The organism is Pseudomonas fluorescens group sp. PF-1 (assembly GCF_054481335.1).
Map to the genome: position 1 here is coordinate 1,223,566 of NZ_JBTMNG010000001.1, position 12,630 is coordinate 1,236,195.

At 57.9% G+C, this 12,630-nt stretch carries 11 protein-coding genes and 1 pseudogene; 7 read left to right on the forward strand and 5 right to left on the reverse strand.

The genetic code is table 11. From position 1 onward, the window contains the following. Nucleotides 1-131 precede the first annotated feature (131 nt). Complete coding sequence (locus ACX3YD_RS05875) at nucleotides 132-845, reverse strand: HNH endonuclease (protein ID WP_458959461.1); 714 nt, start codon at nucleotides 843-845, stop codon at nucleotides 132-134. A 117-nt stretch (nucleotides 846-962) separates the two neighbouring features. Next, a pseudogene (locus tag ACX3YD_RS05880) lies at nucleotides 963-1,076 on the reverse strand (BRO-N domain-containing protein); the annotation flags it as partial. A 452-nt stretch (nucleotides 1,077-1,528) separates the two neighbouring features. Here ACX3YD_RS05880 and ACX3YD_RS05885 point away from each other — a divergent pair. From ACX3YD_RS05885 to ACX3YD_RS05915, 7 genes are all read left to right on the forward strand, one after another. Continuing rightward, on the forward strand, nucleotides 1,529-2,335 hold the full coding sequence (locus ACX3YD_RS05885) for a shikimate dehydrogenase family protein (protein ID WP_458959462.1): 807 nt from the start codon (nucleotides 1,529-1,531) through the stop codon (nucleotides 2,333-2,335). Nucleotides 2,336-2,567: 232 nt separating this feature from the next. Then, nucleotides 2,568-3,377 carry an IclR family transcriptional regulator gene (locus ACX3YD_RS05890; RefSeq protein ID WP_090464437.1) on the forward strand — a complete coding sequence of 270 codons (810 nt, stop codon included), beginning with the start codon at nucleotides 2,568-2,570 and terminating at the stop codon, nucleotides 3,375-3,377. 254 nt (nucleotides 3,378-3,631) lie between these two features. Then, the gene (locus tag ACX3YD_RS05895; protein ID WP_458959463.1) at nucleotides 3,632-4,975 is read left to right on the forward strand and encodes an MFS transporter; all 1,344 of its coding nucleotides are present in this window, start codon (nucleotides 3,632-3,634) and stop codon (nucleotides 4,973-4,975) included. A 38-nt stretch (nucleotides 4,976-5,013) separates the two neighbouring features. After that, a complete protein-coding gene (locus ACX3YD_RS05900) occupies nucleotides 5,014-5,823 on the forward strand; it encodes a sugar phosphate isomerase/epimerase family protein (protein ID WP_458959464.1) in 810 nt (269 codons plus the stop codon). Nucleotides 5,824-5,867: 44 nt separating this feature from the next. Then, on the forward strand, nucleotides 5,868-7,586 hold the full coding sequence (locus ACX3YD_RS05905) for an FAD-dependent oxidoreductase (RefSeq protein ID WP_458959465.1): 1,719 nt from the start codon (nucleotides 5,868-5,870) through the stop codon (nucleotides 7,584-7,586). 90 nt (nucleotides 7,587-7,676) lie between these two features. Then, entirely contained in the window at nucleotides 7,677-9,428 is a 1,752-nt protein-coding gene (locus ACX3YD_RS05910) for an FAD-dependent oxidoreductase (RefSeq protein ID WP_458959466.1), read from the forward strand. 497 nt (nucleotides 9,429-9,925) lie between these two features. Then, the gene (locus ACX3YD_RS05915) at nucleotides 9,926-10,060 is read left to right on the forward strand and encodes a hypothetical protein (protein WP_279627442.1); all 135 of its coding nucleotides are present in this window, start codon (nucleotides 9,926-9,928) and stop codon (nucleotides 10,058-10,060) included. A 5-nt stretch (nucleotides 10,061-10,065) separates the two neighbouring features. Here ACX3YD_RS05915 and ACX3YD_RS05920 read toward each other — a convergent pair whose 3' ends face one another. From ACX3YD_RS05920 to ACX3YD_RS05930, 3 genes are all read right to left on the reverse strand, one after another. Beyond that, nucleotides 10,066-11,313, reverse strand: coding sequence for a ribonucleotide-diphosphate reductase subunit beta (locus tag ACX3YD_RS05920; RefSeq protein WP_047532384.1), 1,248 nt, complete (start codon nucleotides 11,311-11,313; stop codon nucleotides 10,066-10,068). Between the two features lie 515 nt (nucleotides 11,314-11,828). Beyond that, nucleotides 11,829-12,086 (reverse strand): hypothetical protein, encoded by a 258-nt coding sequence (locus ACX3YD_RS05925; protein ID WP_103405941.1) that lies wholly within the window; start codon nucleotides 12,084-12,086, stop codon nucleotides 11,829-11,831. 192 nt (nucleotides 12,087-12,278) lie between these two features. After that, nucleotides 12,279-12,542, reverse strand: coding sequence for a DUF2790 domain-containing protein (locus tag ACX3YD_RS05930; protein WP_047532382.1), 264 nt, complete (start codon nucleotides 12,540-12,542; stop codon nucleotides 12,279-12,281). Nucleotides 12,543-12,630: the final 88 nt, after the last annotated feature.

The window sequence follows — 12,630 nt, forward strand, 5'->3', positions numbered from 1 at the left end:
CGGGTTGCACTTACTGTTTTCAACATGCTGCAAAACCTTTGGGAGTGAGCCTGCTTGTGAATATCGGCATCCACTCATTCTCCGATCCCACATCGCCCCCGCAGCAACACATCCCTCGCCACAGATATCTATTACTCGGGAATTAGCCGGGCAACCTTCTTATAAAGCGAAGCTGTGAACTGTTCACTGTCGCTCGAATGATGACAGCGACGATGACAGTTCGGGCAAAGAGCAACCGCATTGGTGATTTGATCCGAGCCTTTGTCGGCAAGAGGTTTAACGTGGTGAACTTCCAGATAAGGCAAACCAAGCTTCTGAAACGGAGCGGGTTCGCCACAGCCATCGCAATGACCTTTGGCTTCGTTGCGCACCCAGGCCCTAACCTCGGGATCACGCACATAGACCGTGCCAGAGTTTGCTGCTCGCTTCGGTCTCTTAATGCCTTTTGGCGGTTCCTTTATCTGTTGTTTCTGAAGCAAAGCAGCGCGACGTTCTAGCGTTTCCTCATCAGCAGTCGGAGCAGTGGGATCGTCAGGTTGGATGCCTCGCTCAGTGAGCGCTTCTCGAATTAATTGCTCAACGTTCGAACCGACGTTTTTGGCCGGCTTGTACCCCTTGATGAACTCCCGATCCATCTTCATCAGAACAGTAGAAATGTTCTGCATACGGAATTCGACAGAGCCTTTAGTACGGGTGGGTAAAGCCGTTTCGCGCAGAGAAAGATTCACTTCAGTCTTAACGAACTTCTGGCCGCTCAGCTCTAACGCGAGCATCTTCAGATAGGCATCGACCGCAGCCCTAATCTCAGAAACGCTCCAGTCGCTGTCCTTTTTCTTTTCGCTCATAAGATCGCCGAGAGTTGAAACCCTCCGACGATACTGAGTGGCCACTACGGCTGTCTACGAAAATTCCTACAGAAAATAGCGACAGATCTCGCGATCTCTCCTACAAATACGCCCCTAACCCATCAAACGGCCGATATCGCGGGAGCAGAACCATGGTGGGTTTTCAAGGAGAAGGGCGTGGAGGTGGAGGTTGTGGCGGGTGAAGATCGTCGGTTTATAAGAATTGCGCATGACCGATCGGTGTGGAGTTTCTCTAGGCGAATCCTTTACCTCTACGTATGAAGTTGGACTTTTCCCTGTTTGGGATTTCACCAATGCTGAACTGGACTTTCTGGAAATCTGAATTTTTCGATTCGGCTTCATTTTCAGCGGCAACACACTAACGCAGCCGAGTAGCTCGTGACTCAGCTGACATGGGAAAAACCAGCAATCGATCATGGATTATTTTTCCAAACGGCAGGGGAGGCCTACATTAGCGCTGGCAAAAAGGAATCAATTATTTTAATGGAATGTCTTTCCATTATTGCTATGATGGGTTCGTAACGTCGACCCTGGCACTGCGTCAAGCGCCGACTCTGTGCGCAACACGTGATGCTCATACGCCAATTAGCCGGGCCCGCATCGCTTTCATCCCGGGCGGGTAGTACGCCGGACAAAGCCATGGAATACCCTAGGAGAACGTGATGTCTGAGTTGTTGATACCCAGTCCTACAGGCAATACCCGAATTTTTGCGGTTGTAGGTGATCCGGTAAAACAGGTGAAGGCTCCACAGTTACTGAACAAGGTGTTCACCGAGGAAGGCGTGGATGCGGTGATGATTGCGGTTCATGCGCGCCCTGAACAGCTCGCTACCGTGATACGCGGCCTACAAGCGATGGAAAATTTTTCGGGAATGCTGATCACCATCCCGTACAAGTTTGCCGCTCGTGAATTCGCGGATAAGGTGAGCCTCGCCGTTCAGGTCTCCGGCAGCACCAACGCATTGCGGCGCAACGAACAAGGAGTGTGGGAGGCTGATAACTTCGATGGTACAGGCTTTGTCCTGGGCATGCGGCGCAAGGGGTACGAACTGGCGGGGAAGCGTGTCGTAATAGCCGGAGGTGGTGGTGCGGGAAGTTCGATAGCTGCAGCATTACTGCAAGCAGGAATAGACCGGTTGTATCTGCAAGAACCGGATACGGTCAAAGCCCAAGAACTGCTCGCCAGGCTGGATCAACATTGGCCGGGGCGATGCGAGGTTGCTCAGCCGCAACACCTTAGGTTGGTTGACGTTGTCATCAACGCTACGCCGTTAGGGCTCTCGGATGAAGATCCACTTCCTATTGATCTCGCCGACCTGTCTCCCGGAACACTGGTGGCAGATATCATCATGCAACCCGTCGAGACTCGCCTGCTACGTGTAGCGCAAGCTGCGGGCCACCCTGTGCATCCAGGAAGCTACATGCTCAGTGAGCAATTAGGTTGCTACAAGACGTTTTTCGGGATCTGAGTCCTTCACTGCCGGGACACCAGGATTAGCGTGATTATCCTTTTTTGCGCGGCCAGGTGAGCTGACACCAACACAGCCAGGCCTTCTCTTTGGCAATGAGTCATGAGCACCCGCGACGAATGGTGGGCTGTAAAACTGAACGGTCCCTTCGTTTGCAGCCTCACAAAGATTGGAATAGTATTCCAATACATTTTTCGTCGGGAGCTCATCTCTCACAAGCTAAGGAACAACTATGAGTAATGCGTTGGAACGCGGCCTGCATGCTATTGAGCTGTTGGCCGGAAAAAGCACTGGGCTAGCCCTTCAGCAAGTAGCTGAAGCCTTGGACATTCCGCCGAGCGCTACTCACCGCATGCTTAATTGCCTGGTCGAACAGGGTTTTGTGCGCCAAGACCATCAGCACGGCAATTATGTTCTCGCCCTCAAGGTGGTCTCGCTTGCACTAAAGCACCTGTCCCAGAGCGACATGGTCGACCTCGCCAAACCGGTACTTGATCGCCTCGCCCGCCTGTCCGGCGAACTCGTGCGCTTGAGCATTGTAGATGGCGATAATTTGGTATGGATCTCCAAGGCACAAGGCACGCGCTCCGGGCTGCGCTACGATCCTGATGCTGGTGCCGAAGCCAAACTCTGTTGCACGGCGTCGGGACTTGCCTGGCTGAGCTGCCTGAGTAATGAACGCGCACTGGAGTTGGTTTACCGCCAAGGCCTGTCCAAACCCGGTGAATATGGCCCCAACGCGGCGACCACGATTGAACAGCTGCTTAATCATCTGCAGCTCGCACGTGATCAAAGCTATGCCTCAGTCGACGAAAGTTTTGAAATTGGCGCGGCGGCGATGGCTGCTGCAATCCGCGATTCGCAGCAACAAGTTATCGGCGTTATCAGTATTGCCGGTCCAAGCGTTCGCCTAACCCCTGAGCGTATGCAGTCCCTCAAAGCGGCGTTGCTGGAGGCTGCTGAAGAAATCACCGCAATCAGTCTGGACAGTCTTCCCAAGCTGTCGATGATGACCTCCCGAGTCAGCGAGCAGACCGACTGATCGGGTCCCCCGACCAAACGCGGCCTGTCGTCCTGACCTGGCCGCTTCCTCAGATGAAACCTTGATATCGAGCGCTTTTGAATAGCGCAGGATCCCTGCCGAACAAAAATCGTATGGAATGCATTTTATTTTTGGAATGATATTCCAACAATGTTATTGTCATCACCGCAGTCCTCGAATTGCTTTGGCACCCTCAGAAAAAATGCCATGGCAAGGGAAGGCGCTTTGATAAAAACAAAAAGCAGGAGTCATCTATGTCGAACTCTTTAAACCTTGATGTCAGCACCTTCATGGACTCTAGAAAGATGAGCGCCAGGCAATGGGTGGTGCTGTTCTTGGGCTTCATGGTGCTGGTCTTTGATGGCTTCGATACGACGGCGATCGGTTTCATCGCCCCCGCGCTGATCGATGACTGGGGGGTGCTGCGACATGACCTTGGACCCGTGATGATGAGCGGCCTGCTCGGACTAGCTTTTGGTTCATTGACTGCGGGTCCATTGGCTGATCGTTTTGGCCGCAGGCCAGTGATCATCGGATCAGTGCTGCTCTTCGGTTTCTGGAGCCTGGCTTCAGCCTGGTCTACCGGGATTCTCAGCCTGACAGTCCTGCGGTTTCTGACCGGGGTCGGTCTGGGTGCATCAATGCCTAATACCGCGACCCTGGTCTCCGAATTTGCACCCAAGCGTTACCGCTCTCATATGGTCTCGTTCATCTACTGCGGTTTCGCCTTTGGCGCGGCCATGGGTGGCCTGGGGAGTGAGTGGCTGATTGAACAGTTTGGCTGGCGATCGGTGTTGGTGGTCGGCGGTGTGCTACCCATTGCCTTTGCCCTCCTGCTGCTGCTCAGCCTTCCGGAGTCCATCCGCTTTCTGGCCCAGAACAGCGCTTTGAAGGAGCGTCTGATCAAGGCAATCAACAAAGTTGTCCCTGGTCTGGCCGACTCCCAGACCCGATTCCATAGCAGCGAAGCGTCGATCAAGGAGACAGGCAAGGTCAGCGCACTGTTCGCGTCCGGCTATAGCCTTGGCACCTGCATGATCTGGATCACCCTGTTCATGGGTCTGCTGACCATGTACCTGCTATCAAGCTGGCTACCTCTGCTCAGCCGCGATGCCGGGCTGAGCATGGGAGAGGCGGCACTGCTGGGCTCATTGCTGCAGATCGGCGGGATGCTGGGCAACTTCACTGTTGGCATGAAGATGGACCGCTGGGACCACCATAAGGTGGTCGGGCTGACGGTCTTTTGCGGTGGCGCCTGCGCTGTGCTCATCGCACTGCAGCAGCCGACGATGCAGGTCCTCTGCCCGTTGATCCTGCTACTGGGCTACTTCCTCAATGGCGTCAACGTCGGTGGCTACGCGCTGGCCGCCGCATTCTATCCAACCCAGATCCGTGCCACCGGGGTGTGCTGGGCAACCGGCATCGGTCGCCTGGGCGCTATCAGCGGGGCCGGCATCGGCGCGCTCATGCTCGCCGCCCAGTGGAATTTCAGCCAGGTCTTCCTGTTCCTCGCCATCCCCTCCTTGATTGGCGTCATGGCGCTGTGGATCAAAGGCCGTAAGCGCAGAACGTCGGCGATTCCCACTGCAGTCAACTAAACCCCAGTGCGCTTTTAACCCCTCTATGGAGACATGCCATGCACGCCAGCTATTCCATTGCCCAACTGACCGCTCTCGATTTCAGCCCTCCCGAAATGATCGAGCTGGCTGCCCGCACCGGCTATGACCAGGCTGGCGTGCGCCTGTTGCCGGTGGCTCCAGGGGCTGTGGCCTATTCATTGATGGATAACAAACCCATGCTGCGTGAAACGCTCGCGCGGATGAACGACACCGGGGTGAAGGTATTTGACCTGGAGTTGATTCGCCTCGATGCGCAATTCGATGTGCAACGTTACCTGCCATTTTTCGAGGTCGGTGCGCAGCTCGGGGCCAAGGCCGTACTGGTGGCCGGCGACGATCCGGAACGAGGCCGGCTGATCGAGCACTACGCTCAGCTATGCGACGCCATGCAGCCCTTCGGCCTTTCAGCAGACCTGGAATTCATGCCCTGGACGGCCGTCAACGACCTGGCCAGTGCACTCCATATTGTTGAACAGGCCGACCGAGCCAACGCAGGCATTCTGGTCGATGCCTTGCACTTTGATCGTTCCGACAGCCGCTTCGAGGATCTGCAACGAATCCCCGCGCAGTGGCTGCACTACGCCCAAATATGCGATGGCCCGGCGCTGCGGCCGGACACCCGTGAGGGGCTGATTCATGCGGCTCGCTGCGAGCGCTTGTTGCCTGGCGAAGGTGACATCGATCTGGCGAGGATCTGGCGCAGCCTCCCGGCTGAGGTTCCGGTCAGTGTCGAAATCCCGCATGACAGCAGGGTTGCGCAAGTGGGGGTGGAGGCGTGGGCCCGACAGGCATTGGCCGCCGCCAAGGCAATCATCGAGCCGCTGTAAATCATCGACGTATGTTTAAACACGCCACACTAGGAGACTGCTGAATGCATGCCGACACTTCCCTGTACGCCACGGTGGACTGCGATGTCCTGGTCATTGGCTCCGGCGCGGCCGGGCTCAGCGCAGCCGTGACCGCCGCCTGGCATGGCCTGCGGGTGATCGTGGTCGAGAAGGACGAGGTGTTCGGCGGTGCCACCGCCTGGTCCGGTGGCTGGATGTGGGTGCCCTGCAATCCGCTGGCGCAGCGTGCCGGGATCATTGAAGACCGCCGGCTACCGCGCACCTACCTCGAACATGAATTGGGCGAACACTTCGATCCGGCGATGATCGATGCCTTTCTCGAAGCTGCGCCCAACATGGTCTCATTTTTCGAGCGCCATACCGCTTTGCAATTCGCCGACGGCAACGCCATTGCCGACATTCACGGTGACACACCTGGCGCCGGCACCGGCGGCCGATCGGTGATCGCCGCGCCCTACAATGCCTACGAGGCAGGCAAACTGCTCAAGCGGCTGCGCAAGACCATGCGCGAAACTTCATTCATGGGCATGCCGATCATGGCCGGCCGTGACCTGACGGCTTTCCTCACCCTTACGCGCTCCTGGCGCTCGCTGATGCACGTGACCAAACGCTTCGGCAAACACTTGATCGACCTGGCGCTCAAGGGGCGCGCCATGTATCTGGTCAACGGCGTCGCTCTGATCGCCCGCCTGGCCAAGTCGGCCGAAGACCTTGGCGTCCAGCTATGGGAGTCGGCGCCGGCCACCGGGCTGATCCATGAGCACGACCGCGTTGCCGGGGCCGTGGTCGAAACCGCAAAGGGCCGTATCGCCATTCGTGCACGCAAGGGCGTGGTGCTGGCTGCGGGTGGCTTTGCCAATGACATCGAGCGACGAAAGGCACTATTCCCGCGCACGCCAACCGGCCATGAGCATCTGGCGTTGCCGCCGCTGAGCGTCAGTGGTGATGGTTTGCGCCTGGGCGAGAGCGTCGGCGGTCAGGTCGCCGATGACCTGGCCTGTCCTGCCGCCTGGGCTCCCGTGTCTCGAGTGCCCTACAAGGACGGTAGCTTCGGCCACTTCCCGCACATCATCGAACGCGGCAAGCCAGGAATCATCGGCGTCCTCGCCAACGGCCAGCGTTTCGTCAATGAGGCCAATGGTTACTACGACTATGTTGCAGCGATGGTCGCGGCCGCGCCCGGCACCGAGGTCGCCTCCTGGTTGATCTGCACGCACGCGTTTCAGCGGCGTTACGGGCTGGGTGTTTCCAGGCCATTCCCATTGCCAGTTGAGCCGTTCATTCGCACCGGCTACCTGAAGACCGGCCACTCCATCGAGGCGTTGGCGACGGCGTGCGGTATTGACCCCATAGGCCTCAGCCAGACCTTGGCCGAGTACAACCGCCACGCCCGCAACGGTGCAGACCCGCAGTTCGGTCGCGGTACTACTCCTTACAATCGCAAACAGGGTGATGCACAGCACAAGCCCAACCCTTGCGTCGCGCCGATCGAGCAGGGCCCATTCTATGCGGTGAAGGTCGAAGTGGGCTGCTTCGGCACCTTCGCGGGCCTCAAGACCAATGCCCATGCGCAAGTCCTCAACCGTGAAGGACAGCCGATCGCGGGTCTTTATTCAGCTGGATCCGACATGGCCAGCATCATGGGCGGCCACTACCCAGCCGGCGGTATCAACCTGGGGCCAGCCACCACGTTCGGCTATATCGCCGGCCGACACCTGGCTGGCGCCACAGCCTACGAATAACCACACGCCCAGACTACTGGCCTTAACCTTCGAGCGATTCACCATGCCGTTTGCTGCCAAGACCTTCGCCCTGACCATTGAGGAGAAATCATGATGAACACCATTAACCACATCCCCCCGCACTGGGACCAGGAAGTCGACCTGTTGGTGTTCGGCGCAGGCACCGCAGGCATGACTACCGCATTGATGGCTAACCACCACGGGCTGGACGTGTTGCTGTGTGAAAAGACAGCGGTCGTGGGCGGCATCAGTGCGACCTCGGGCGGTACCACATGGGTGCCCGGCACCACCCAAAGCCGGCGCGCCGGGGTGCCGGACACCGTGGCGGATGCCGCCACCTTCCTCAAGGCGGTGGTCGCTGAGCGCGGTGGTGAAGCCTTGCGCGAAGCCTTTCTGGCCAGCGGGCCGCAGGCAATTGATGAGTTGGAGCGTATCAGCGAAGTGAAATTCGTGGCCGCCGCCGCCCACCCCGACTACGTCAGCGGCCCAGGCGCAGCGTTCGGGGGCCGGGCCCTGGCACCGCTCGCGTTCGACGGCAGGTTACTGGGCAAAGACTTCGCCCGCGTGCGGCCACCACGCCCGGAGTTCATGGGGCTGGGCGGCATGATGGTGCCGCGCGCCGACCTGGATGCGCTGCTGTCGCCATTTGCCTCGTTGAAAAACCTGACCCGCACCCTGAGCGTGGTCGGCCGCTATTGCATCGACCGCCTGAGCCACCCCCGAGGCACAAACTTGGTCATGGGCAACGCCCTGGTCGCCCGGTTGTTTCATAGCCTGCGCCAGCGCAACGTGGCAATTCGTTTTGAAACCCCCTTGCACGAATTGATCCTGGAAAACGGCCAAGTGGTGGGCGCCGTGGTGCTGAACAACGGCCAGCCCCAGCGCATCCGCGCCCGCCGTGGCGTGGTATTGGCCACCGGCGGAGTGACCCGCCACCCGACCTTGCGTAAGCAATTGTTCCCGGCCGCGGCCCAATCCCTTTCACTGGCGCCCATGACCCATACCGGCGACGGCATCAACCGCGCGCTGAAGGTCAACGCCCAGCTCGACAACGGCCACGACAGCCCCGGTCTGTGGATGCCCTGCTCGATCCGCACAGCCAAGGATGGCTACCAGGCCGTCTGGCCACACATCCTGCTAGATCGCGCCAAACCAGGGCTGATCGCTGTGAATGGCCGGGGCCTGCGCTTCGTCAATGAGTCCGACTCCTACCACGACTTCGTCATGGGCATGCTCGCCGATGGCAGCCCCACTGCCCACCTGATCTGCGACGAAGTCTTCTTGCGCCGCTACGGCCTGGGCCTGGTGATGCCGCTACGCAGCGCCATCAATATCGCCAGCTTCGTCAAGGCCGGCTACCTGGTTAAGGGCCGCACCCTTGCCGAGCTTGCCAGCAAGCTCAAGGTCGATGCCGAGGGACTTGCGAACACGGTCGGCACCTACAACGTCGCCGCCGCACGCGGCGACGATCCGGTGTTCAAGCGTGGCAGCAGCCCCATGAACCGCCACAACGGCGACCCGCAGCAAACGCCCAACCCCTGCGTGCGCCCGCTGGGCGAAGGCCCCTACTACGCAGTCACTGTGCAACCGGCCGACCTTGCCTGCAGCGCCGGCTTGAACGGCAACGCCGACGGCCAGGTGCTCGACATCCGGGGTCAGGTGATAGAAGGGCTTTATGCCTGCGGGAATGACTTGACCTCGATTTTCCGCGGCACTTACCCAGGCCCAGGCACGACCCTGGGGCCGGCGATTGTGTTTGGCTGGCGAGTGGCCCGGCATGCGGCGGGGGTGGATGATGCCAAGGTGGACGTGGCAGAAACTGTCAAGATGGCGGCACGTTGACTACAGATTGTGGTCCACGTCTCCTCGTTGGTTTGATAGGCACATCCGAATGACGGCTTCTGGCCGATTCTGTTGAAAAAGTAGCTCACCTGTCTGGCCTGCGGCAAAACCTCTGCATGGGCCAGCAGGGAAGCACGCAGCATGATGGGACAGTTATCGAGTGGGCAGGAGCGGCTGTTTTACCACTCAATGTAACTCGAGCCGAAGCGCGCAGCGGCAGCTGACTGAAAATAACCTGATCGGCTCGACGCCCGGCAGAGTGCAGCAGCTTTTCAGTCTGCGCAGTATTTGGGCCACGCGGTAATAGTATTTAGCAGTCACTGGATTGCTGAAAAGTGGTTAGGGCGACCATGTAAACATTTGGCTGCTCAACTCCCGCTGGAATGGATCGGCAACTGGTGGGGTTCCAGGTTTTTAATGATTATCTGCAGTGTATCGAGTTCGGGTTTTATCGCTGTTAGTCTGTTTCGAGCATTCTCCGATTCTGGAGTTTCCTTTTGCTCACCTTGCTTAAGCTTTTATCAATGCAGAAAAAAGCCACCTCAGCTTGCGGCTGCGGTGGCTTTGTATTCAACGCGATGGTTTCAGCTGATCTTGAAAAAAGTTCAGTTGGTCATGAAAACCTACGCTGAGGGGGTTAATCCCAGCTCAGCGCACCACCGGTTTGGTATTCAATAACCCGCGTCTCAAAGAAATTCTTCTCTTTCTTCAAGTCCATGATCTCGCTCATCCAAGGGAACGGGTTAGTCGTCCCTGGGTACTCTTCCTTCAGACCAATCTGCGACAGGCGACGGTTGGCGATGAATTTGAGGTAGTCCTCCATCATCGCCGCGTTCATGCCCAGTACGCCGCGAGGCATGGTGTCGCGGGCGTATTCGATTTCCAGTTGAGTGCCTTGCAGGATCATCTGGGTTGCTTCTTCCTTCATTTCGGCATCCCACAGGTGTGGGTTTTCGATTTTGATCTGGTTGATCACGTCGATGCCGAAGTTCAGGTGCATGGATTCGTCGCGCAGGATGTATTGGAACTGCTCGGCGACGCCGGTCATTTTGTTGCGACGGCCCATGGACAGGATCTGGGTGAAGCCGCAGTAGAAGAAGATGCCTTCCAGAACGCAGTAGTAGGCGATCAGGTTGCGCAGCAGCTCTTTGTCGGTTTCGACGGTGCCGGTTTCGAACTTCGGATCGGAGATCGAGCGGGTGTATTTCAGGCCCCAGGTGGCTTTTTTCGCGACCGACGGGATCTCGTGGTACATGTTGAAGATTTCGCCTTCATCCATGGCCAGCGATTCGATGCAGTACTGGTAGGCGTGGGTGTGGATCGCCTCTTCGAACGCCTGGCGCAGGATGTACTGGCGGCATTCCGGGTTGGTGATCAGGCGGTACACGGCCAGGACCAGGTTGTTGGCAACCAGGGAGTCGGCGGTGGAGAAGAAGCCGAGGTTGCGCATCACGATGCGGCGCTCGTCGTCGGTCAGGCCTTCCGGGTCTTTCCAGAGGGCGATGTCGGCGGTCATGTTGACTTCTTGCGGCATCCAGTGGTTTGCGCAGCCGTCCAGGTACTTCTGCCAGGCCCAGTCGTACTTGAAGGGCACGAGTTGGTTGAGGTCGGCGCGGCAGTTGATCATGCGTTTTTCGTCAACGGCGACACGGGCGGAGGCGCCTTCGAGTTCGGCCAGACCTTCGGCGACGTCGAGAGCGTCCAGGGCAGCCTTGGCGCGCGCGACGGCGGCGGAGTCAGTGGCGGTGACGGCACGGGCTTCCAGGGCGGCGGCACCGCCTGCACTGTCGAGACGGTCCATATTGGCTTCGGTGGCGTGGCCAGCGTTGGCGCTCTTGACCGCCACTTCCGTGTCTTCTTTGTCGAATTCGTCCCAGCTCAGCATGACGTGTCGTCTCCTGCGTGAGGGCCAGATTGCCCGTGTGAAATTGATAGGTTGGTCTTTCACACGGCCGTACTGGCCGCGATGGATCTTAAGGAATCGTTTTTTGCAGCAGCTAAGGCAGGCAATAAAACAGAATTTTGTACGGGGTTCCGAGAGCCACTGACGGGCGCAGGAAGCATCGAACGCTTCTGCGGGGCTTCAGACTGGCTTTTCATCCCTGTAAGGGAATATTGCAGGCCCGTTTAAGGCCGCATTATAGGGAAGTTTTCGGTGCCGTGGGGCGGCGAAATAGCTCGCGGATCGGTCGACAGGGACCGTTTTTCGGTCGGAGCGAGGGTTTACAGGGCTTTGGCCGGTGCAGATTTTTTTTAGTAAATTTTTGCCCTGGGTTATTTTTGCTCAAGAAATAACCAGAAAAGGCTTTTTTCACTACATCTTGTGTTTCGAAGGGGGTTTCTCAGGCTCCAGACACAACTAAGCCCGACTGAAGTCGGGCTGTGAGCGACCTTCAGTGATCACCTGAAAGTAGCCGACTCGGTGCGCTCATAACCGTCTGCTGCGACAGTCGCCGAACCGGTGCGATCGTAGCCGTCAGCAGCAACGGCGGCAGAACCGGTGCGATCGTAACCGTCAGCGGCAACGGTGGCCGAACCGGTGCGATCGTAGCCGTCAGCGGCAAAGGTGGCCGAACCGGTGCGGTCATAGCCGTCGGCGGCGAAGGTGTTAGCAGCCAGTACCGAGAGGGTCAGGGCGAGGATCAGTTTGCTTTTCATGGGGGTGACTCCAAATGGGGTGGCGTTATGTGCCTTGGGTATGGGACACATGCTGCATCTGATAAATTGATTAAAATTCGCTATAAATTGCTTAAATAAATCGTATTTATAGATGTATCAGGTTCGACGCTTTATCTGCCTGCAACGTCGGGCGGCTGGGTCGAACCTTGGGGAGACGAGGGGGCGGATGAATCAGCCGCTGGAGCAGCCGTTACCCATCACGCTGTAGCGCAGGATATGACGTTGACCCTTGGAGTCGTCATATTCCATTTTCACCGGGACAACTTCGCAAACATTGGGAACTTCGCTCATGGATATAACTTTGGCGATGTCCAGGTGCATTGAGTAAGTGTAATCCTCTACTGCGGGTTGTTGCTGCGCGACATCAGCCGGGACCTCGTCTGCCATGGCGGTAGCGCACAGACTGCTGAGGGCCAGAACCAATAAAGCTTTCATTTAAATTTTACCTTTCATAGGTCGAGTGGGGTCACGCAACCTTTTTGGGGTTGCGTGTGGAGCCGAACAACTTGGTTTTTGGGTTAAC